Source organism: Streptomyces sp. NBC_01210 (assembly GCF_036010325.1).
Classification (GTDB): Bacteria; Actinomycetota; Actinomycetes; order Streptomycetales; family Streptomycetaceae; genus Streptomyces.
In genome coordinates, this window is record NZ_CP108549.1 from 3622156 (window position 1) to 3642813 (window position 20658).

The following is a 20658-nucleotide window of genomic DNA, read 5'->3' on the forward strand; positions in this document are numbered from 1 at the left end:
TGGTTGTTCTCCATTCCGGTGCGGGCCGCGCCGCTGATGCGGACAGTCGGCGACATCGTTACGCGCCGGACACCCGGTCAGGTTGCATGCATCGGGAGGTGAACTTCAGGGCGTGGGTGGGTCGTTGTGCAGAATCCGCTGGAAGAGGCGGTGGTCACGCCACTCGCCGTTGATGTGCAGATAGCGCGAGGCCGTGCCGATGACCTCGAAGGAGCACTTGACGAGGACCCGTTGGGAGGCTGCGTTGTCGAGGAGGGTGCCTGCCTGGATGCGGTGCAGGCCGAGCTCCTCGCGGGCGGCCCGGCAGACCTCCTCGACCGCTCGGGTGGCGAGCCCGCGGCCGGTGTACTCGGCGTCGATCCAGTAGCCGAGACTCGCGCTGCGGAAGGGGCCGAGGACGATGTCGGTGAGAGTGAACTGGCCGACAACGCGGCGGTCGTCGGTGAAGTGCCAGCGCCTGACCGCCGGATCGGGCGCGAGCCGGACGGCCTGCCCCTCGGGCGTGAAGAACGCGGCGGGACGGTGCGGCGACCAGGGCCGCATATGGTCGCGGTTGCGGACCAGGGCGTCGGCCACCGCCTCGGCGAGGCGTGCGGCGTCGTCCGGGCCGTCGAGGCTGAGGCGGACATGATCAGTGCTCATCCTGCGTACCGTAGACGTCCGCACCGTAGGCACCTGCACCGTAGACACCTGGACCGTGGACGCCTGGACCGTGGACGCCTGGACCGTGGACGCCTGGACATGGGGTTGCGACGCTCGCCCATGGAGAGGGTCCACTGCCACCGCTTGACTGATGGCATGACACAGAACAAGGCGGAGATCAGGGCAGAGAACAGGGCGGAGAGCAGGGCAGCCGGCAGGAGCGCTCAGGCCGTCCTCGGGGCGGCGACGGTGGCCAATGGCCTGGTCGCGGGCGTCTGGTACGCATACGCGACCTCCGTGATGCCGGCGCTGGCGCGCAGCGACGACCGGATCTATCTCGAGGTCATGCAGAACATCAACGAGGTGATCCAGAACCCCGCCTTCTTCGCGGGCTTCTTCGGTGCGCTGATCCTGGCCGCGGCCGCGGCCTGGCAGCAGCGCCGCTCCCCGGCACGCTGGTGGGCGGTGGCGGCGCTGGTGCTGTACGCCGCGGTGCTGCTGGTGACGACGGCGGTGAACATTCCGCTCAACGACCAGCTGGCAGCGGCCGGTGACCCGGCCCGGATCGCCGATCCTGCCGCCGTGCGCAAAAGCTTCGAGGACCCGTGGGTCGCCTGGAACGTGGTGCGCCTGGTGCTGTCCACGGCCGCGCTCGCCTGCCTGTGGCGGGCGACCGCTCTCGTACGTCAGACGTCGGCGTACTTGGTGTCGGCAGCCGGGTCCAGCGCCAGCCGGTAGCCGCGTTTGACGACGGTCTGGATCAGCTTGGGCGCGCCCAGCGCCGTACGCAGCCGGGCCATGGCCGTCTCGACGGCATGCTCGTCCTTGCCCGCGCCCGGCAGCGCGCTCAGCAGGTCGGAGCGGGAGACGACCCAGCCGGGGCGCCGGGACAGGGAGCGCAGCAGGGCCATTCCGGCGGGCGGCACGGGGCGCAGGTCGTTGTCGACCAGGACCGCGTGGCCGCGGATCTCGATGCGGTGTCCCGCGACCGGCAGCGTACGGGCGCGGGAGGGCAGCTCCACGCCGAGCAGCTGGACGAGCGGGCCGAGCCGGAAGCGCTCCGGCTGCACCGTGGTGACGCCCACGGCCTGCAGCGGCAGCGCGGTGACCGGCCCCACGCAGGCCGCCAGCACATCGTGGTCGAATGCGCGCAGCAGCTTGGGAAGCAGGTCGCGGGTCTCGGCGCGGGAGAGCAGCGAGGCGGCGGCAGGGGCACTGGTGAAGGTGACGGCGTCCAGGGCGCGGGAGACGGTCGCGTCGAGGAGCCGGTCGAGCGGACCGAGATCCTCCGGCGCCATCCACCGGTAGACCGGTACAACGACGACGTCGGCGCCCCCGGCCCGTAGCGACTCGACGAATCCGGGCAGCGGCTCGCCGTGCAGCTGGAGCGCGACACGGCGGCCGTCGACACCCTCCCCCAGCAGCCGGTCGAGGACCTCGGCCATGGATTCGGAGGCCGGGGACCACTCCTCGGTGAGCCCTGCGGCGCGGATCGCGCCCCTCACCTTGGGCCCGCGGGCCAGCAGCTCCACACCGCGCAGCCGGGTCAGCAGTTCCTCGCCGTACCCCCAGCCGTCCGCGGCCTCCACCCAGCCGCGGAAGCCGATCGCGGTCGTCGCGACCACGACATCGGGCGCGTGATCGATCAACTCCTTGGTGGCGGCGAGGAGTTCGGCGTCGTCGGCGAGCGGGACGATACGCAGGGCCGGGGCATGCAGAACGTCGCCGCCGCGGCGCCGGAGCAGCGCGCCGAGCTCGTCGGCGCGCCGGGCGGCGGTGACGCCGACGGTGAATCCGGCGAGGGGCCCGTGCTGATGGTCTTGCATGTGATCGTCCCTACTCTGTCCCACCCTGTACGGATGTGGCGGCCGAGCCTGCCAACGGTGCGTGACAGGCTCGGTTCGCCCACATTTCCCAGCCGTTACGGCGGGTCCCTCCGGTGTCGTTCCGCTCACACCCGGGCGTAGCCGAGCTGCGGTTCTGCCTCAGCCGCCTCAGCCGCCCCAGCCTGCACAGGCGCGGTGGCGGGCCGGCGAAGGTATACCGCCCAGGTGACCACCGAGCACGCCGCGTAGAAGGCGAGGAAGGCGATGAAGGCGCTGGTCCCCGTTCCTGCGGTCAGGAAGGACTGCCGGAAGGCGAGGTTGATGCCGAGGCCGCCGAGCGCACCCACGGCGCCTATCAGCCCCATCGAGGCCCCGGACAGCCTGCGGCCGTACGCGCCCGCCTCCTCGCCCGTCATGCCCTTGGCCAGGGCCTTGGCGTTGAAGATGCCGGGGATCATCTTGTACGTCGTGCCGTTCCCGAGCCCGGTCAGTACGAACAGTGCGATGAAGCCGATGAGGAAGACGCTCAGGGACTCCTTGACCGAGGCGGCGACGACCACTCCGGTCGCGGCCGCCATGGCCACAAAGTTCCACAGGGTGATGCGCGCCCCGCCGAACCGGTCGGCGAGCAGACCGCCGACGGGCCGGATCAGTGAGCCGAGCAGTGGCCCGATGAAGGTGAGCGACGCGGCCTGCAGCGGCGTACGGCCGAACTGCGTCTGCAGGACGAGGCCGAAGGCGAAGCTGTAGCCGATGAAGGAGCCGAAGGTCCCGATGTAGAGGAACGCCATGATCCAGGTGTGGGCGTCACGGACCGCCTCCTTGGCCGCTCCGGTGTCGTTCTTCACCGGCGCGAGGTTGTCCATCCACAGCGCCGCGCACACCGCGGCCACCACGATCAGCGGAATGTACACACCCAGCACAATGCGCGGATGGGTCGCCCCGGCCGTCCCGATCACCAGCAGGCCCACGAGCTGCACCACCGGCACCCCGATGTTGCCGCCACCCGCGTTGAGCCCGAGGGCCCAGCCCTTCTTGCGGAGCGGGAAGAAGGCGTTGATGTTCGTCATCGACGAGGCGAAGTTGCCTCCGCCGACGCCGGTGAGCGCCGCGACCGCCAGGAAGGTGGTGTACGAGGTCCCGGGCTCCATGACCGCGTACGCCGCGCCGGTCGGCAGCAGGAGCAGCAGTGCGCTGAAGATGGTCCAGTTGCGGCCGCCGAAGCGGGCGACGGCGAAGGTGTACGGCACCCGGATCACCGCACCGACCAGCGTCGCCGTGGCGATCAGGAAGAACTTGCCGGCCGGGTCGATGCCGTACTGCGGCCCCATGAAGAGCACCATCACGGACCACAGGGTCCAGATGGAGAAGCCAATATGTTCACTCAAAACGGAGAAGGCGAGATTACGCCGGGCGATCTTCTCTCCCGTCTCTCGCCAGAAGGTCTCGTCCTCCGGGTCCCACTGTTCGATCCACCGGCCAGCCATCACGTGCCTCCACGGTCCTCGGGTCGTGGAAGCGACGTTATGGACGGCGCGTTTCGGTCCAGGTGGCGTGAGGTGACCGGTAGGCAACCTTGCTCTCACCCGGCGGTCAGCGCCGGTGTGAGCCGTCCTTCGCCCTACGGGCGCCGGTCGGCCACAGTCGCGGCTTCCGTTTCGCCGCCAGGTCCTCGATCCAGCCCACGGTCACGATCATCAGCCCGATCAGCGGCCAGACCACCACGAACATCAGGGGTGTGTACGTAGCTTCCAGTACGCCACCCAGATGGGCGTCCACGAAGGGGATCTCCCACAACAGGTCGAGCAGCGGGATCGTCGCCATGATCAGGGTGTTGTGCCAGAGGTAAATCGTAACCGCTCGGTTGTTGGACAGCGTGACGTACTTGTCGAGCCGGGCGAGCCCGCCCGGAAGCTGCTGCCAGGACGGGGAGTACTGCAGCAGGATCACCACGAAGCCGAGCGACCAGGTGGCCTGGGCCAGCGGTATGTCGTTCAGGTCCCAGCCGTCCACGGTCTGGTGGCCCGAGGCCCACCACAGGCCGAAGGCCATCACCAGTGCGGAGCAGGACAGCGCGAGGTGGCGCGGGATCTGCTGCAGCAGGCCCTCGTGGTGGGCGAAGCCGAGGACCCAGCAGGCACCGAACGTCGCGAAGTCGACGATGGCGGAGCCCGTCTCGCCGGGGATCTTCACCAGGTCGGTGCCCACCACGGCGCACAGGGCGACCGGGGCGAGCAGCGTCGCCCACGGCACCTTGCGGAAGGCCCACAGCAGCAGCGGCGACGCGATCACGAACCAGAGGTAGGTGCGCAGATACCAGAGCGGTTCGCCGGCCTGCACCGCCCAGCTGGTCTCCACCAGGCCGGACTTGTCGCCGAGGGACCAGGGGAACGGCGGGGCGCCGACCGGGAAGAGGTAGTTGAGCAGGTCGGCCCACCACCACAGGCCTTCCTTCTTGTCGGGCTTCCAGCCGCCCAGGAACATCATCGGCACAAGGATCGCCGCGAACGCCCACAGCGGTGGCAGCAGCCTGCGGATACGGCCGCGGATCACCCCGAGCGCGGGCCGCGACAGCGAGCGCGCCATCAGCGAGCCCGCGAGCGCAAACATCACGCCCATGGACGGGAAGAGGATCGTCAGCCAGGCCCAGCCGAAGATGTGGTAGACGACGACGCGGACCAGCGCGACGGAGCGCAGGAGGTCGAGATAGCGGTCGCGGCCCGGGCGCGGAGCCGGCCCGGCGGCTGCCAGGTCCGGCTCCGCGGCGGCCGTGGAGCTGTGGCTCACGCGACCGGCCTCCGGTCCTCACTGCTGCGCCGCTCGCTCGGTATCACTCCGGGCGCCTCCACCGTTCCCGTGCGCCGCAGCTTCTGCCAGCGCAGCCGGCCGCCGGTCAGTGCCGTGATCCAGGACTGAAGCAGCACGACGTACATCAGCTGCCGGTAGAGGAGCTGCTGGAGGGGCAGCGAGATCAGATGGATCATGCGCTCGCGGTCGAGCCGGAAGGCGTACGCGGCGCAGACGAGCTGGATCGCGAGGACGCCGAGCCAGGCGACGATCGTCTTCTGGGTGGGGCCGAAGACCAGCCCGTACAGCAGGAAGACGTCGATCAGCGGGGCCAGCAGCGGCGCGAGGACCATGAAGAGGGAGACCAGCGGCAGGCCCACCCGGCCGAAGCGGCCCGAGGGCCCGCGTTCCACCAGGGCGCGGCGGTGCTTCCAGATCGCCTGCATGGTGCCGTACGACCACCGGTAGCGCTGGGACCACAGCTGCTGCACGGTCTCCGGCGCCTCGGTCCAGGCACGGGCCCGCTCTGCGTAGACGACGCGCCAGCCGTCGCGGTGCATGGCCATGGTGATGTCGGTGTCCTCGGCGAGGGTGTCCTCGCTCATGCCGCCGACGCGCTCCAGGGCCTGGCGGCGGAAGGCGCCGACCGCGCCGGGGATGGTGGGCATACAGCCCAGCAGGTCGTACATCCTGCGGTCCAGGTTGAAGCCCATCACATACTCGATGTGCTGCCAGGCCCCGATCAGGCTGTCGCGGTTGCCGACCTTCGCGTTGCCCGCGACCGCGCCGACGCGCATGTCGCCGAAGGGCTGCACCAGCTCGCGCACGGTCGACGGCTCGAAGACGGTGTCGCCGTCCATCATCACGACGATCTCGTAACGGGCGTGCCGGATGCCGTTGTTGAGGGCTGCGGGCTTTCCGGCATTCTCCTGGCGCACAACGCGGACGTTCGGCAGCCGCAGCGCCTCGACGATGTCCGCGGTGCCGTCGGTGGAGCCGTCGTCGATGACGAGGACCTCGATGGGATGGTCGCTCGCCATCAGCGAACGCACCGTATTGGCTATGCACTCGCGTTCGTTGTACGCGGGGACGAGCACGGACACGGGTCCGGTGATCGGCGGGCCCCAGCTGAAGCCGGGCCTGCGCACCTTGCGGGCGTGCGCGAAGGAGAGCAGCAGCATCAGCGCGAAGCGCGCGAAGACCAGCACACCGATCGCGGCGAGGCCGACGACCAGGGCTTCGGTGGTGTTCTCCGAGAAGCCGACGGCGGCGACGAATGCCTTGCCCTTCCACAGCTCGGGGCCGGTGACGGTGGTGTGGGCGCTGGGGGCGCCGAGCGCCTCGGTGAGGTTCGTGAAGCGGTAGCCCCTGGCCTTCATCTGCGGCAGGAAGCGGTCCAGGGCAGCGACGGTCTGGGAGCGGTCGCCGCCGGAGTCGTGCATCAGCACGATCGAGCCCTGGGTGCCCTTGGGCGTGGCCTGCTTGATGATCGCGTCGACTCCGGGGCGCTTCCAGTCCTCGGAGTCGGTGTTGTTGAGGGCGGTGACGTAGCCGCGGCTGCCGATGTACTGGGTGACCGGCCAGGACTTGTTGTCCATGGCGTCCGAGAAGGAGGAGTACGGCGGCCGGAAGAGGGACGTACGGATGCCTGCCGCGCCCGCAAGCGCCAGCTGGTTCTGCGAGAGCTCCCAGTCGATGCGGTCGGTGGACTGGAAGGAGAGGTCGGGGTGGTTGAAGGTGTGCAGACCCACCTCGTGCCCCTCCCGCACCATCCGTTCCACCAGCTCGGGGTGGCGGGAGGTCATGGTGCCGGTGACGAAGAAGACGCCGTGCGCGTTGTACTTCTTCAGCTTGTCCAGCACCTTCGGCGTCCAGACGGGGTCCGGGCCGTCGTCGAAGGTGAGCACGAGCTGCTTGTCGGGGATGCGCAGCGCCTTCGGCGCGGACTTGCCGCGGGCGTCGATGACCGGTCCGCCCTCGAGGATCTCGTCGGGGACCTGGTCGGTGGGCGCCGGCGGACGGACGCGGTGGTCGGCGAGGATCTCGCTGTGCACATAGCCGCGCAGCATCAGCATGGCGAGCAGCGCGACGAGGAAGACCACGGGCAGCAGATAGCGCATGGGCAGTCTGCGCCGTACGGAGCGCCGGGCTCTCCGCCGCTGTCGCGGGGCCGTGTTGCTGGGGAGTGTCATGTGTTAGACCGCGCCTTCTTGCACGGGTGGCTCGGTCGGACCGCCGGTCGGACCGGGGTCGGGCGGCGTGGGAGTGGGGCTGCCGTCGGGCTCGGGTCCGGGATCGCTTCCGCCGCCGCCCGGGGAGGCGGAGGCGGAGGGCCCGCCGGGAACCGGAAGGCCGCCGCCACCGGAGGGCTTGGGCGATACGGAGCCGGATGCCCCGGGACCCGGTGCGGAGGGCCCTCCGACGGAGCTGCCGTTCGACGCACGGCCCGACGGCTGCGGCAGCACGGCGCCGTTGGAGTCGGTCGGGGTGGGAGCGCCGGGTACGCCGCTGGGGGTGGCCGCCACGGAGGCGCCGTCGGTGGGGGCGGGCTGTATCTCGACCTTGTCGGTCTGCTCCTTGCCCTGCTGACCGATGCCGGGCAGCCAGGGCGCGCTGGAGTTGCCGCCGACGAGGGCGGCGACGAGCGTCACGGCGTAGCAGGCGCAGGCGATCGCGAGGACCCAGCCGAGGCGACGGAACTTCTTGCTGCGGCGGCCGCTCTCATCGACGAACACCGGTCCGTCGGAGCCCTCCTGGGCAGCCGACTCGGGCGGTAGATCCCCCAGTATTCGGCCAAGCCCGTCCAGTTGGACAGTGACCTCGTACGGCTCATGAGTATGACCGATACGGGAATCTTCTTGCCAATTATCCACAGTTGTACACACACCCCCACCTGGCTGAAATACGAGCGCGCATACGACTGACCAGTGTTCGCCGGACCGGGACCCCACCCAATCCGAACGCCCCCTACCCCATGCACCCGGACCCAGAATGTAGCGCACACCGATGAAACTCGTGCCCTTGTGTCAGCTGTTGTCACACATCAGCGACATGTCACATTCCGGCAACCATCCGGATGGGTCCCATTCCAGCCAGCTTTCTTGCGCGGCGAGTTCGGCGGCCGCCGCTCGAAGCGCGTCCACTCCGGGGTGGCGCGATCCTTTGCGCCACACCAGCGAGAGCGGTGACAGCGGTACGGGGTCGACGATCGGGCGCAGCACGGTGTCCGGCATGGCCGGAAAGTCCACGACAGCCAGGACCGGGTTACGCGTCTTGGCCATCACCCTCCGGAACTCCTCTGCACCGATCGCCACGGGCGCGGGCGGCGCGATCGCGATCCCTCGTCCCGCGAACAACCGCCGCGCCAGATCCGTCCACTCCAGCGTGCGCGGATTGCCCGCACCGGCATATACGGTCTCGCCCGCCAGAGCGTTCAACGGGATCCGGGGCGTTGTGGCGAGGGGGTGGTCGTGCGGCAGCAGTACAGCCATCGGCTCGTACCGCACGGGCTGGTGGGACAGGAGCGCCCGTATGCCGGGTTCGAGCCCGGCGAACCGCCCGAAGGACACATCGAGCCGACCGGCGACGATCTCGGCGGCGGCGCCGGTCAGCCCGCTCTCGAAGCGGGCCATCAGCTCACACTCCGGGGCGAGTTCACGGGCCCGCGCCAGCACCCGGCCGGACGCCATGCCCTCGCCGTTGAGGTCGACGAGGAGCGGCCGGGACGCGCCCGAGGCGGCGGCCAGCAGATCGTCCTGGGCCTGAAGCACCCGCCGCGCGTACGGCAGCAGCCGCTCGCCGTCGGCCGTGAGGGTCACCTGGCGGGTGGTCCGTACGAACAGCTCGACGCCCAACTCCCGCTCCAGTCGCCGGATATCGCGACTGAGGGCCTGCTGCGCGACATACAGCCGGGCAGCGGCACGGGTGAAGTGCAGCTCGTCGGCGACGGCGATGAAGGCGCGGAGCAGCCGGGGGTCCATGTCCTGGGGCACTCGGTGAATTTACAACGCGGGTGCGTCAATGGGTGCCGAGCAGGTGTTGGACGCGGTGGGAGCGCCGCGGCGAGGGTTGCCCCATGCCGCAATCCCGTAACCGGGGGCTTCGCCCCCAGACCCCCATTCCTCAATCGCCGGACGATCAAGCCCCGCCGGAGTTTGAGGCGCGGGGCCCGGGGCGGAGCCCCGGTTACGGGAAGGGGCGGGATGGGGGAAAGTCCCGCCTCGCGCCCTACGCCCGGCTCTTCGAGCCGCAGGGCGCCACCCCGACCCCGCGGCAAAACCCCTACGCCCGGCTCTTCGCGACCCCCGGCGCCCGTGCCTTCACCGCCGGCAACCTCATCGCCCGCCTCCCCATGGGCATGTTCAGCGTGAGCGCCGTCATCATGATCGCCGGGTCGCGGGGCTCGTACGCCCTCGCCGGAGCCGTCACCGCGACCGGCCTCGCCGCCACCGCGCTGGTCGCGCCGTGGACCGCGCGGCTCGTGGACCGGCACGGGCAGGCCCGTATCGCCGTGCCCGCCACCGCGCTCGCCGCGCTCGGCTCGCTCGCGCTGCTGCTGTGCGTACGCTTCGGCGCGCCCGACTGGACGCTCTTCGCCGCGTACGCCGCGACCGCCAGCACCCCCAACACCGGCGGCATGTCCCGCGCCCGCTGGGCCCATCTCCACAAGGGCGACGCGGCCGCGCTGCACACCGCGAACTCCTTCGAGCAGGCCGCCGACGAGCTGTGCTTCATGCTCGGCCCGGTGCTCGGGGCGTTCCTGTGCTCCACGCTCTTCCCCGAGGCGGGCACGCTGACCGGTGCGGTCCTGCTGCTGACGGGCGTACTGATCTTCGCGGCCCAGCGCTCCACCGAACCGCCGGTGGCCGCACGCTCGACGCACGCCGGATCCCCGCTCCGTACGCCGGGAATGCCCGCGATACTCGCCGTCTTCCTCGCCACGGGAGCGGTCTTCGGCTCCATGGAGGTCGTGACGATCGCGTTCGCGGACGACCGCGGGCATGCGAGCGCCGCGGGCGCGGTGCTCGCGCTCCAAGCGGCCGGATCGTGCGCGGCCGGCCTGCTCTACGGCTCCCTACGCCCCGCCCGCAGCCTTCCGCGCCGCCTGCTGACCTGCATCGCCGCGATGACGGCGCTGATGTCGCTGCCGCTGCTCGCCGCCGCCACCGGCTCGCTGCTCACACTGTCCGGCGCGCTGCTCCTGGCCGGGATGGCCACGGCCCCGACCATGGTCACCGGCATGACGCTGGTGCAACGCCTCACCCCGGAGGGCCAGTTGAACGAGGGCATGACGCTCGCGGTCACCGCGCTGCTCGGCGGCATAGCGGCCGGCTCGGCGACGGGCGGCTGGACGGTGGAGCACGCGAGCACACCGTACGGATACGTCGTGCCTCTCTCGGCGGCCGCGGTCGCGCTGCTGCTGTCCGCAGCGGCGAAGGCCCGGCGGCCCTGACCCCAGCCCCGGGCGGATACCGCCGCCGACAGGGCGATACGCTGCACCGCCCCCGAAGCGGGGGCCTGTATTCCGCTCAGGGGAGGGCCCATGGCCATCAAGAAGGCAACCATCCAGCAGCAGGTGGCCGCCGCCGTCGCGCAGGCCAATCCGGCCGACCGGCCCATCGTCACCATCCAGGCCATCGCAGGCCCCAGTGTGTGGCTGATGAGCATGCTCGGCCTCATAGGCCAGGCGTTTCTGACGTACTACTTCATCACCGTGACCGAGCAGGCCGTGGTCGTCCACAAGGCGGGCCGGATGAGCAATCGCCCGCAGGAGATCGCTTTCGCACTTCAGCCGGCCGAAGTTGTCGGAATGATCGGTGACGTCAAGCGCAACGCCATCTGGAGCTCGTTCCGCTTCCAGCTGCCCGGGCAGCCGCAGCCGACCCGGATGAATGTGCACCGCATCTGGCGCACCGAAATGGACCACCTGCTCGGGCTGCTGACCGGCGGCCACCAGCCGGCGGCCTGAGCCGCGGCAGGCACGTGGGCGTACACGGCCGTGGGCGTACACGGCCGTGCACACGCCTGTGCACACGCCGTACGCACGCCGTACGCACGACAAAGGCCCGGCTGCCGTAGCAGCCGGGCCTTCGCCTCACATGGGAATTGTGGAGATGGCGGGAATCGAACCCGCGTCCAACGGTGCAGAAACAGGGCTTCTCCGAGCGCAGTTCGCTGCGATTTTCTCGGCCCCGGAGATCACGCGAACAAGTCTCCGACGGGCTCAGTCACTGTTTGATTTCCCTCTACGCCCCGTGACCGGGCTTAGAGGTTTAGTTCCCTAGCTGATGCCAGGATCCGGGTCGGGAACAGCCCCGGGCTGACACCCGAAGGCCTTCGCTAGCTGCTAATTAGGCAGCGAGCGCGAAGGCGCGGGAATCGCTCTTGGAAGTGGCGATTATTGGTTGCGACATATGGTTTACGAGATCATTGCCGCTTCCTCGGCTCGCTTCCCCTGCTTCGACATCCGCTGTCGAAACCGATCATCCCCATGTTTATTTTTCAAGGTGGTGCTGGTGGTGCACACCCCGTGAGGGGCAGGTGCCATCGTACGTGACCAACGCACGACCGTGCCAGCATATTCCCCCGCGCCCACAGCTCAGGCCCGCTGACGCCGCTTCGCCGCCGAGATCACGCGGTCCGTCTCCCGCCGGTCCTGCTTCTCCCGCAGCGTCTGCCGCTTGTCGTACTCCTTCTTGCCCTTCGCCAGCGCGATCTCGACCTTGGCCCGGCCGTCCTTGAAGTACAGCGCGAGAGGCACGATCGTGTGCCCCGTCTCCTGCGTCTTCGACGCGAGCTTGTCGATCTCTGCGCGGTGCATCAGCAGCTTCCGCTTGCGCCGCGCGCTGTGGTTGGTCCACGTCCCCTGGGTGTACTCGGGGACATGCACGTTGTGCAGCCACGCCTCGTGGTCGTCGATCTGGACGAAGCCGTCGACCAGCGAGGCTCGCCCCTGGCGCAGCGACTTCACCTCGGTACCTGTCAGCACGAGACCGCACTCGTAGGTGTCGAGGATGTGGTAGTCGTGCCGCGCCTTCTTGTTCTGCGCGATCAGCTTGCGCCCTGTTTCCTTTGCCATAGTGCGGTCATTTTCGCACTACGACCCTCCCCCGAGGCCACTCAATACCGTCTGGGCCCGTTTCTCGGCCCCCTTGCCCGCCACCAGGTCCGGTGTGATGCCCCGGCCGTCGACGCTGTGGCCCGCCGGCGTGCGGTAGTGGCCGACGGTCAGCTCGGCGACCGAGCCGTCGGGAAGGCGGCTGGGCATCTGGACCGAGCCCTTGCCGAAAGTACGCGAACCCACCGTGATCGCGCGGCCGCGGTCCTGCAGCGCCCCGGTGACCAGCTCGGCGGCGCTCATGGTGCCGCCGTCGACGAGCGCGACCACCGGTCGCTCGGTGTTACCGCCCGCTGCCGCGTACAGAGCACGCTGCTCGCCTCGTATGTCGTACGTGGCCACCAGGCCGCCGTCGAGGAAGGCGGAGGCGGCGGTGACGGCCTCGGCGACCAGGCCGCCGGCGTTGCCGCGCAGATCGAGCAGGACGCCGGCCCCGGCGGGAGCGGCCCGGACCGCGTTCCGTACCTGCGTGCCCGAGCCCTTGGTGAAGGAGGCAACCTTGATCATCACGGCCCCGTCGGCGAGGTTGCGGACAGTGACCGCCTCGGTGGTCAGTGTGGTGCGCAGCAGTGTCTCGGACCACCTCCGTCCGGCGCGCTCGAGGCCCAGGACCACGCTCGTACGGTTGCCGCCGCGCAGCAGCGCCACGACTTCGGTGACGGGACGCTTGTCGACGTCGATGCCGCCGACCGTACGGAGCCGGTCGCCGGCCTTGATGCCCGCTTTGTCGGCGGGCCCGCCGGGCTGGACCCTGGCCACCTCCACACGTTGGTCGGCGGTGCGTCTGGCCCCGAGGCCGACGCCCGTGTACTCACCGTCGAGGGCCTGCTCGAACTCCTCGTACTCGCTCTTGTCATACACCGCGCCCCAGCGGTCCCCGCTGCGGCTGACGACGTCCTCGGCCGCTTTCGTGCCGGACTTGCCGTCGGCCATCGCCTCCGCGGCGGCCCTGGCGACGTCGTCGCGGTCGACGGTCGCGGCAGCGGCGCGGGCGGCAAGGGGGCGGGGCGTTTTCTCGTCTTCGCGCGGCAGACCGTCGGTTGCGGCCGCGGTGGCGAGCACGCTGGCAAAGACCAACGTCAGGGCCGCCCCGCGGCGGATGCGGCGGGGCTGAGGGCAGAACTCCGGGCCCGGCATGGCGCCCACTGTAGGACAAGCAAAGGGCGCCGTACGGCCGTTGGCCGTACAGCGCCCGGGGCGCTTGTCACACCTTGAGGTACTTGCGCAAAGCGATAAAAGCGGCCATGGCGGGCATCAGCAGCCCGATCGCGATCACCAGCGGCAGCTTGGTGACCACCGCGTCCCAGCCGATGAAGTTGACCAGCTGCATCTTCTGGGAGAGCGCCAGACCGTGGTCGATCAGGAAATACCTGCCGACGAGCAGCATGGCGGAGGCGACCAGACCGCCCAGCAGACCGGCGAAGGCGGCCTCCATGATGAACGGCATCTGGATGTAGAAGCTGGATGCTCCCACAAGTCGCATGATGCCGGTCTCACGACGGCGGCTGAACGCCGACACCCGCACGGTGTTGACGATCAGCATCAGCGCAATCACCAGCATCAGCGCCATCACGAAGAGCGCGGCGACATTCATGCCGTTCATGAGGGAGAAGAGGTTCTCCAGGATGTTGCGCTGGTCCTGGACGGACTGCACACCGTCCCGGCCGGCGAAGGCGGTCGCGACGACCTTGTACTTCTCCGGATCGTCCAGCTTGACTCGGAACGACTCCTGCATCTGGTCCGGCGTGATGGTGGAGGCGATGGGGGTGTCCCCGTACTGCTCCCGGTAGTGCTTGTACGCCTCGTCGGCCGACTCCTTCTGGACGGTGTCGACGACATCCATCTTCTTGAGATCGGCCTCGATCTGCTCCTTCTGCTGGGCGGTGACCGCTCCCTTGGCGCACTTGGGAGAGGTCGCCGCGTCGTTCTTGTTGCAGAGGAAGATCGAGACGTTGACCTTGTCGTACCAGAAGTCCTTCATCGTGCTGACCTGCTCGCGCATGAGCAGCGCACCGCCGAAGAGGGCGAGCGAAAGGGCTACCGAAACGATGACGGCGAAGGTCATCGTCAGATTGCGGCGGAGACCGACGCCGATCTCCGACAGGACGAACTGGGCGCGCATGGCGAGCTTTCAGCCTTTCAGTCTGTACGGGCTCAGTGCTGGTAGCCGTAGACGCCGCGTGCCTGGTCGCGTACGAGACGGCCCTTCTCGAGCTCGATGACGCGCTTGCGCATCTGGTCGACGATGTTCTGGTCGTGGGTCGCCATGATCACAGTGGTCCCGGTCCGGTTGATCCGGTCCAGCAGCTTCATGATGCCCACGGAGGTCTGCGGGTCCAGGTTTCCGGTCGGCTCGTCCGCGATCAGCAGCATGGGGCGGTTGACGAAGGCCCGCGCGATCGCGACGCGCTGCTGCTCACCACCGGAGAGCTCACCGGGCATCCGGTCCTCCTTGCCGCCGAGGCCGACGAGGTCGAGGACCTGGGGCACGGCCTTGCGGATCTCACCGCGCGGCTTGCCGATGACCTCCTGCGCGAACGCCACGTTCTCGGCGACGGTCTTGTTGGGGAGGAGGCGGAAGTCCTGGAAGACGGTGCCGAGCTGGCGGCGCATGTGCGGCACCTTCCAGTTCGACAGCCGGGCCAGGTCCTTGCCGAGGACATGCACCATGCCCTGGCTGGCGCGCTCCTCACGCAGAACAAGGCGCAGAAAGGTCGACTTTCCGGAACCGGACGAGCCCACGAGGAAGACGAACTCCCCCTTGGCGATGTCGAGCGACACATCGCGCAGGGCTGGGCGGCTCTGCTTGGGGTAGGTCTTGGAGACGTTGTCGAATCGGATCACGGGTGCACCACGGTCGGCCGGGGGTAGGTGTGCGTGACACTACGCGAAGGAGCCTGGCGCTCGCAGTCGACGTCGCGGGGTTGCGCATTTTGTCCCGTAACGGAACGGGCGTAATCCGGGGCGGCGCGCCGAAACGCGCGGGAGCTGGCACAGTGGTAGGGGAACAGTTGCGTTTTCTTGAGCGTTGTCGGTGGTGAAGTGTGCTTACGGTCCGCACCTGCGGCTCCGGCGCGCGGGAGGAGGAGAGCGCATGACCTACGACCGATTGGTGTGCGCCAACTGCGCGGCCCCGGTGAACGAGGGCCGATGCCCGGTATGCCGGGCGAGCCGCGAGCGGCTGCAGCAGCAGGGCCCCTTCGGCGGCCTGAACCCGGTGGCGCTGCTGACCCTGCTGGTGGTGCTGATAGCGGCGCTGGCGCTGCTGGCCGCGCACCAGACCGCGTAGACATACGTAGAGGAGGGCCCGGGACGCTGTAGCGTCCCGGGCCCTCCTCTTACGTGCTCTTACGCGCTGTGTCGCTTAGGCGACGGTGCGTCCGCCACCGACGAGGCGCGGCAGCATACGGAAGCCGATGCCACCGGCGATCATCGTCGCGGCACCGATCAGCAGGAACGTGGTCTCGGCGGCGCCGGTCTCAGCCAGCTCCTCCTTGGCCTTGCCCTGCTCGACCGGCTTGGAGCCGGCGCTGTCGGTGTCGGTGTTGTCCGCGCACTTGGCACCGTCGAGGTCGACGGTGCAGGTACCGGCGTCGCCGTTGTCACCGGTGCCGGTGCCCGGGTTGCCGGTCGGGTTCTCGGACGGGTCGCCAGTCGGCTTACCGGTCGGCTTGTCCGTCGGCTTGCCGGTGGGCTCCGTCGGACCGGGGTCCGTCGGCTCCGTCGGGCCCGGGTCGGTGGGCTCCGTCGGACCGGGGTCCGTCGGCTCCGTCGGGCCCGGGTCGGTGGGCTCCGTCGGACCGGGGTCCGTCGGCTCCGTCGGGCCCGGGTCGCCCGGCGTCGTCGGGATCGTCGGGTCATCCACACCGATGCCGGCGTCGATGCCGTTCTCGTCGGCGTTGGCCGACACCTCGAGGGGACCCACGTTGATGCCGACACCGACGGCCGAAGCGGCGCCGGCGGCGGTCAGTGACGCACCGGCGGCGATCACCGCGCCGGCGGCAATGCGCGCCACACGGATACGCGTCTTCTTGGTCATCTGGTTGCTACCCCCAGTAGCTATTCGTCAATGGAGCAGCGTCCGGGGCAACTGCCGTTGGAGGCTGTTTCGTTCGGCCCCACTCACACGCGCCCCAGTAGATACGCATGCCGCGCGTCAGCTTTCCCAAGATTTGGAAAGGCGTCAAGGCGGTTGCGCGTGCGATGTCCGGTATGAGGGAGGTTGCCTGACCTGCGGGGATGCAACTGTGACATAAAAGCGAACTGCCGCCTCGGAGGCGGCAGTTCCCTTGTCGACAAAGCGTCCTTTCACTTCTCCTGTTGCTTGCTCCAGCGAATCCGAAACTCAACCGCAGCTGCGCTGCTCATAGGGCTCTGCCGGGCCCACTGAGGCCATCAGGGTCCGGGCGGCGGGGCGGTGTCGGGTTCGGGCAGTCGGGCCCCGCGGCTTTCAGCAACGCGCACGGCGTCCCGTAGCGCTTCAGTCAGCCGCGCCGAGAGATAGCGGAGCTGGAAGGCGTCGGCTCGCGGGTCGTCGAGCAACGCCTCTGCATGGCCGAGCAGTTCGGCACCCATTCCGAGCTGAACGGACTCGATCTGGTCGGCGACCCGGGAGACGTAGCCACCTCCCTTGTCCGTGAGCAGGTAGCAGGGCTTGCCCTCAGGGCCGCTCCAGGGCAGCAGCCGGGCGGCCGGCTCCATGCCCATCAGGCGGCTCCCAGCCCGTGGATGTCCCGGGTGTCGAGATCGATCCCGTACGACGCGAGCCACAGGACCAGGCGGCGCTGTCTACGGAGTCGTTGTTCGTGCGCGAGGAGATAGGGGCGTACGAGCGCGGAGTCCTCACCCCGCAGCAACGACGGGACACGTACGCAGGCAGCGCCCTTCGGCACAGCCAGGGCTGCGCCGAAGGGCGCCCACCGGACAACCCTGTGCCGGCCACGGGCGGGGAACAGCAGTCTCAGTAACTGCTCGAAGATACGGGCGATACAGTGCGGCACGTCGACCTGCTTTCTTCAGGTGGACCACGCCCCCGGGCCGTTACCGCGGCCGCGGGGGTCTTCGGTAGTCGTACGACCACCGACCGTAGGACCCCTGCGCAGGGGGAAGGGGCAGAGTTCCTGCCCCTTCCGTCAGACAGCCAACATGCCGACCTTCACGGCGAGTTCGCCGGCGCGCCGCCGCTGGGACGGGCTCTTCGACTCCGCTTCCTCCAAGAGGATGCGGCGCGCGTAGCCGTTGTAGCGCATGGTCTCCGGGGCCGCTTCATACGCCTTGTCCAGAGCCGCCAAGGCCACTTCGGGCTGCCCGTCCAATTGGTATCCACGGGCCTCTTCAATACGGTGCCGGGCGCGCCGCGGGCGGGACGGGATCGTCGCGGCATCGGCCGCAGCGGCCTGCCTGACACTCTCCCCACCTGCGTGCAGCTCAACAGCGACGGTCACCGCATGAGCCCCCATGACAGCCCGGGAGAACGATGTGACGGGGTGGTAGTAGTCGGCCGGCAGGCGCTCGGCCATGCCTCGCGCCACATCCCAGTAGCCCCATGCAGAACCGGTATCGCCCCGGCGCGCTGCCGTGTATCCCGCCTCGAACTGGAGGGCTCCCACGATGGCCAGCACGTCATCACCGGCCCCCGGCAGCAGCGGCTCCAGGTAGCGGATCGTCCCCAAGGTCACCGCATCAGCCGCCTCGAAATGGGCCGGGCCACTGTCACGGTGCGCCTGCGCGGCAAGCCAGGCCGCCACCCCGAGCGTATGCGGGTCCTCCGATTCCAATGCCGCGACCATCCCCCGCTCGACCACACGCCACAGCAGCGAAGCGTCGGGCTGGTAGGCGATGAAGAACTGGCAGAGGCTGTACGTCTGCGACAGCAGCGATTGCGCCGAGCGCCGCTGAGCCGCCGTCTCTGATTGCCGCACACCGAGCTGCGCGTCACGGATCAACTCGGGCAGCAGAGAACCAACGACGTCTCGGTGGTTCGGTGACGAGTGCCGAGCCCTCCAGGCCCGCCCGAGGCGAGCCTCCAAGTCGGCGGCAGGCGGGGCCTCGAAGTCAGCCGTGAACGGATACGCGTCGATAGCCGCACGCACCTGCGGAAGTCGCGCATGGCCCGGACCGGCAAACAATGCGGTGGGTACGGACTGATCACCCATAAGCTCGGAGAGATCCCGTACGCGCAACGCCTCGGCGATCCGCAGCACCATGGGCAGCTTGGGCATCTGCAGTTGCCCGCCCTCAACCTGCTTCACCCAGCTCGGAGACTTACCAAGCAACCCGGCGAGCACGGTACGACTCATGCCCCGGCGGGTACGCAGGACCTGCATCCGCTGGCCGAACGCGATGGGCTCGATGAGGGGGTTAGCGGTGACATCGGACGGCATGGCCCTGCCTCTCTCTGCGCAACCCACGTCACAGGCAGAGTACGGCGCGAGGCCCCCAGGGAAACAAAGATCGGCCCACCTCACCCGAAAAGGCGCCCTACTCATAGGGGTTGGCCCAAGAAGGAGGCAGGGCCAAGCTGCATCCTGCTCGTGCGCCACCTCCGCGTCCACGGCCCGCGTCACCCCACTGCCATCTCCTCCTGAAACAAGGCGTGGGAGGCGGGCTATTCCGGCCTGCTTTTTCGCAGGTCGGTGGCAAGCTCTGGTGTCTGTCGGTGTGCGCTGACGTCTGCCTCCGTTGCCGTCAGCGATGCCGTCAACGATCAGAGGTCAGCTGGGTAGTTGAGGGGCGGAACTCCGCCTGCGTCACAGCCAGATCGGGGTGGGTTCCTCCTCGGTCGGGCAGCTTTGCCGGGCCAGGGTTCGCCCCCCGGTGTCCGGCCGAGGAGGGATCTATCCCGCGCGCCCCACTCATTCCCGCGCTACGACGCACCTGCACTAGACCAGGCCATTTCTAGTCCCATCACGCCGCCGGGAATTATCATCCAAATATTCCCTAAAGAGTCGAAACAAGTGTTCAATGGCTTGCTCATTCTCGCCCGCAGAGAATCTTCGTACATCAGCAACACGAACCTCATCCCCGAATTCAGAAAGAACCAGAGCCCACCAAGTCAACTCCGACTTCCCTTTGGTTCGACCTGCCAGCCAAGATTGAAACCCTTTCATCATCCTCAGCTCGGAGCACGCATCGAAACCATCGAGGAACGCACACACTTCACCGAACGTCTGACCCATCGTGTACATACCTGCACGACCGTCAAGAACGTTGATAAAGTCTTCAATCTGACGCACTCTATTAATCCTCTCCAGGCAGGGAGCTACCGCTTACGCGTCCACTCGTGAGCATCTGGATAGGCCCACTTCCCCTTCCACTCATCAATCGGCATTCCATCCTTGCCAGTGAATTGGTCATAGACCTTGCCATCCTTAACGATGACTGTATGATGCCCCCAGGATTCACCAGCAAGCTTGTAGTCACCAAGCGCCGGGAGCCCATCCTTGGGGGTCAGCGTATAGATTTCGCCACCGATCTTTGCTTGCAGCTTGTCCGCGAAATCATCACAGCCCGCGTTATGAACAAGTACCGGCGTACCCCCGGCGAGCACATAATACGTGTGCAGGTCGTCCACGGTGAGGTTGTAGGTCCGTGCATGCCTATCAAAGGCGCGATTGCCCGCCACAGCGACGGTGGTGCCGTCATCCGTGAGCAGTCTCATGCCAGGCTTGAGCTTGCCAGCTTCGACCCACTGCTTCTCAGTCGGTGACCAGAAGGGGTGCTCGTGCGTGGCGGTGAGTTTCTTTGGGCCGTCTTCAGTCGAGATCGTCAGTTCGTTGAAATGCTTGTCATCGTCGGTGACGATAAGGCGGGTTACCTTGCGCTTCCCGGTCTTTCCGCTCGTCGGGTCAGTCGCAAGCACCTCATCGCCGGGCCTGACATCCTCGATGTCCTTTGCAGAACCGTCAGCCATCAAAACGTCAGTGCCGGCAAGGAAGCATCTGCATCCACTCAGAGCTTTCGCTATTGCACCGGATTCTCCGTTGGTCGCGACCGAACGAGCTGCTGCTCTTCTCGCCACACCCCATTCCATTCCTGCACCAACGAGGTAGAGCCCGACAGTGACCGCCGCCTCGCCGCAATTCTCTCCCTCGAAGACACACCGCCCGACGACCTTGACCCCGAACGGATCATCACCGACTTCCAGCAGCCCCGCCGTCTTCGCCGTGCCACAGAAGGCCACATAGTCGGAACTAGGCCCACCACGCCCAAAGCAATTATTCTTGGCCCACTTTTCTATGCGGTAGCCATAGGTATCCTGGTCGGCATATCCAGCCGCATAGTTGC

Annotated in this window: 20 protein-coding genes, 1 other RNA gene and 1 pseudogene; 4 read left to right on the forward strand and 18 right to left on the reverse strand. The window is 68.2% G+C overall.

What is annotated here, in order from left to right; genetic code table 11:
* Window positions 1-105: 105 nt before the first annotated feature.
* A complete protein-coding gene (locus tag OG735_RS16355; protein WP_327323906.1) occupies window positions 106-642 on the reverse strand; it encodes a GNAT family N-acetyltransferase in 537 nt (178 codons plus the stop codon).
* Between the two features lie 156 nt (window positions 643-798).
* Here OG735_RS16355 and OG735_RS16360 point away from each other — a divergent pair, with 156 nt between their 5' ends.
* Window positions 799-1380, forward strand: coding sequence for an anthrone oxygenase family protein (locus OG735_RS16360; protein WP_327323907.1), 582 nt, complete (start codon window positions 799-801; stop codon window positions 1378-1380).
* Here OG735_RS16360 and OG735_RS16365 read toward each other — a convergent pair.
* The 6 genes from OG735_RS16365 to OG735_RS16390 form a co-directional block, all read right to left on the reverse strand.
* Entirely contained in the window at window positions 1329-2468 is a 1140-nt protein-coding gene (locus tag OG735_RS16365; RefSeq protein ID WP_327323908.1) for a uroporphyrinogen-III synthase, read from the reverse strand. The two genes, OG735_RS16360 and OG735_RS16365, sit on opposite strands and share 52 nt — an antisense overlap.
* Before the next feature lie 125 nt (window positions 2469-2593).
* Window positions 2594-3955 (reverse strand): nitrate/nitrite transporter, encoded by a 1362-nt coding sequence (locus OG735_RS16370; RefSeq protein ID WP_327323909.1) that lies wholly within the window; start codon window positions 3953-3955, stop codon window positions 2594-2596.
* Window positions 3956-4061: 106 nt separating this feature from the next.
* Window positions 4062-5255, reverse strand: coding sequence for an acyltransferase family protein (locus tag OG735_RS16375; RefSeq protein WP_327323910.1), 1194 nt, complete (start codon window positions 5253-5255; stop codon window positions 4062-4064).
* Window positions 5252-7375: a bifunctional polysaccharide deacetylase/glycosyltransferase family 2 protein gene (locus tag OG735_RS16380; protein ID WP_327328344.1), complete on the reverse strand. Its 2124-nt coding sequence runs from the start codon at window positions 7373-7375 to the stop codon at window positions 5252-5254. The genes OG735_RS16375 and OG735_RS16380 overlap by 4 nt, the downstream gene beginning before the upstream one ends.
* Window positions 7376-7450: 75 nt before the next feature.
* Complete coding sequence (locus tag OG735_RS16385; RefSeq protein WP_327323911.1) at window positions 7451-8140, reverse strand: hypothetical protein; 690 nt, start codon at window positions 8138-8140, stop codon at window positions 7451-7453.
* Between the two features lie 141 nt (window positions 8141-8281).
* Window positions 8282-9235: a LysR family transcriptional regulator gene (locus tag OG735_RS16390; RefSeq protein WP_327328345.1), complete on the reverse strand. Its 954-nt coding sequence runs from the start codon at window positions 9233-9235 to the stop codon at window positions 8282-8284.
* 95 nt (window positions 9236-9330) lie between these two features.
* On the opposite strand from OG735_RS16390, the gene OG735_RS16395 reads away from it, so the two are divergent.
* Window positions 9331-10707 carry an MFS transporter gene (locus OG735_RS16395; protein WP_327323912.1) on the forward strand — a complete coding sequence of 459 codons (1377 nt, stop codon included), beginning with the start codon at window positions 9331-9333 and terminating at the stop codon, window positions 10705-10707.
* Window positions 10708-10797: 90 nt separating this feature from the next.
* Window positions 10798-11223 (forward strand): hypothetical protein, encoded by a 426-nt coding sequence (locus tag OG735_RS16400; RefSeq protein WP_327323913.1) that lies wholly within the window; start codon window positions 10798-10800, stop codon window positions 11221-11223.
* Between the two features lie 137 nt (window positions 11224-11360).
* Here the strand turns inward: OG735_RS16400 and ssrA are convergent.
* The 5 genes from ssrA to ftsE form a co-directional block, all read right to left on the reverse strand.
* Window positions 11361-11745, reverse strand: a transfer-messenger RNA (tmRNA) gene (gene ssrA / locus OG735_RS16405).
* A gap of 108 nt (window positions 11746-11853) precedes the next feature.
* A complete protein-coding gene (smpB, locus tag OG735_RS16410; protein WP_327323914.1) occupies window positions 11854-12333 on the reverse strand; it encodes an SsrA-binding protein SmpB in 480 nt (159 codons plus the stop codon).
* Between the two features lie 18 nt (window positions 12334-12351).
* Window positions 12352-13509, reverse strand: a complete 1158-nt coding sequence (locus OG735_RS16415) for a S41 family peptidase (RefSeq protein WP_327323915.1) — start codon at window positions 13507-13509, stop codon at window positions 12352-12354.
* Window positions 13510-13576: 67 nt separating this feature from the next.
* Window positions 13577-14494: a permease-like cell division protein FtsX gene (gene ftsX / locus OG735_RS16420; RefSeq protein WP_327323916.1), complete on the reverse strand. Its 918-nt coding sequence runs from the start codon at window positions 14492-14494 to the stop codon at window positions 13577-13579.
* Window positions 14495-14526: 32 nt separating this feature from the next.
* On the reverse strand, window positions 14527-15216 hold the full coding sequence (gene ftsE, locus OG735_RS16425) for a cell division ATP-binding protein FtsE (RefSeq protein WP_327323917.1): 690 nt from the start codon (window positions 15214-15216) through the stop codon (window positions 14527-14529).
* Window positions 15217-15466: 250 nt separating this feature from the next.
* Here ftsE and OG735_RS16430 point away from each other — a divergent pair, with 250 nt between their 5' ends.
* On the forward strand, window positions 15467-15661 hold the full coding sequence (locus tag OG735_RS16430; protein ID WP_327323918.1) for a hypothetical protein: 195 nt from the start codon (window positions 15467-15469) through the stop codon (window positions 15659-15661).
* A gap of 75 nt (window positions 15662-15736) precedes the next feature.
* On the opposite strand, the gene OG735_RS16435 is transcribed toward OG735_RS16430, so the two are convergent.
* The 6 genes and pseudogenes from OG735_RS16435 to OG735_RS41940 form a co-directional block, all read right to left on the reverse strand.
* On the reverse strand, window positions 15737-16411 hold the full coding sequence (locus OG735_RS16435) for a hypothetical protein (RefSeq protein WP_327323919.1): 675 nt from the start codon (window positions 16409-16411) through the stop codon (window positions 15737-15739).
* Window positions 16412-16767: 356 nt separating this feature from the next.
* Window positions 16768-17079: a hypothetical protein gene (locus tag OG735_RS16440; protein ID WP_327323920.1), complete on the reverse strand. Its 312-nt coding sequence runs from the start codon at window positions 17077-17079 to the stop codon at window positions 16768-16770.
* Window positions 17079-17372 carry a hypothetical protein gene (locus OG735_RS16445; RefSeq protein ID WP_327323921.1) on the reverse strand — a complete coding sequence of 98 codons (294 nt, stop codon included), beginning with the start codon at window positions 17370-17372 and terminating at the stop codon, window positions 17079-17081. Before OG735_RS16445 ends, OG735_RS16440 begins: the two co-directional genes overlap by 1 nt.
* A gap of 132 nt (window positions 17373-17504) precedes the next feature.
* Window positions 17505-18755 (reverse strand): helix-turn-helix domain-containing protein, encoded by a 1251-nt coding sequence (locus tag OG735_RS16450; protein WP_327323922.1) that lies wholly within the window; start codon window positions 18753-18755, stop codon window positions 17505-17507.
* A 498-nt stretch (window positions 18756-19253) separates the two neighbouring features.
* Window positions 19254-19607, reverse strand: a complete 354-nt coding sequence (locus OG735_RS16455; protein ID WP_327323923.1) for a hypothetical protein — start codon at window positions 19605-19607, stop codon at window positions 19254-19256.
* 269 nt (window positions 19608-19876) lie between these two features.
* Window positions 19877-20332 (reverse strand): annotated as a pseudogene (locus tag OG735_RS41940) (polymorphic toxin-type HINT domain-containing protein); the annotation flags it as partial.
* Window positions 20333-20658: the final 326 nt, after the last annotated feature.

Excerpts from the sequence above, each read along its gene's own strand:
- OG735_RS16440 (WP_327323920.1), bottom strand. The coding sequence starts at position 17,079 with ATGGGCATGGAGCCGGCCGCCCGGCTGCTGCCCTGGAGCGGCCCTGAG.
- OG735_RS16390 (WP_327328345.1), bottom strand. The coding sequence starts at position 9,235 with ATGGACCCCCGGCTGCTCCGCGCCTTCATCGCCGTCGCCGACGAGCTG.
- OG735_RS16430 (WP_327323918.1), top strand. The coding sequence starts at position 15,467 with ATGACCTACGACCGATTGGTGTGCGCCAACTGCGCGGCCCCGGTGAAC.
- ftsX (WP_327323916.1), bottom strand. The coding sequence starts at position 14,494 with ATGCGCGCCCAGTTCGTCCTGTCGGAGATCGGCGTCGGTCTCCGCCGC.
- OG735_RS16370 (WP_327323909.1), bottom strand. The coding sequence starts at position 3,955 with ATGGCTGGCCGGTGGATCGAACAGTGGGACCCGGAGGACGAGACCTTC.
- OG735_RS16395 (WP_327323912.1), top strand. The coding sequence starts at position 9,331 with ATGCCGCAATCCCGTAACCGGGGGCTTCGCCCCCAGACCCCCATTCCT.
- OG735_RS16450 (WP_327323922.1), bottom strand. The coding sequence starts at position 18,755 with ATGCCGTCCGATGTCACCGCTAACCCCCTCATCGAGCCCATCGCGTTC.
- OG735_RS16355 (WP_327323906.1), bottom strand. The coding sequence starts at position 642 with ATGAGCACTGATCATGTCCGCCTCAGCCTCGACGGCCCGGACGACGCC.
- OG735_RS16435 (WP_327323919.1), bottom strand. The coding sequence starts at position 16,411 with ATGACCAAGAAGACGCGTATCCGTGTGGCGCGCATTGCCGCCGGCGCG.
- OG735_RS16380 (WP_327328344.1), bottom strand. The coding sequence starts at position 7,375 with ATGCGCTATCTGCTGCCCGTGGTCTTCCTCGTCGCGCTGCTCGCCATG.
- OG735_RS16415 (WP_327323915.1), bottom strand. The coding sequence starts at position 13,509 with ATGCCGGGCCCGGAGTTCTGCCCTCAGCCCCGCCGCATCCGCCGCGGG.
- OG735_RS16365 (WP_327323908.1), bottom strand. The coding sequence starts at position 2,468 with ATGCAAGACCATCAGCACGGGCCCCTCGCCGGATTCACCGTCGGCGTC.
- OG735_RS16360 (WP_327323907.1), top strand. The coding sequence starts at position 799 with ATGACACAGAACAAGGCGGAGATCAGGGCAGAGAACAGGGCGGAGAGC.
- smpB (WP_327323914.1), bottom strand. The coding sequence starts at position 12,333 with ATGGCAAAGGAAACAGGGCGCAAGCTGATCGCGCAGAACAAGAAGGCG.
- OG735_RS16400 (WP_327323913.1), top strand. The coding sequence starts at position 10,798 with ATGGCCATCAAGAAGGCAACCATCCAGCAGCAGGTGGCCGCCGCCGTC.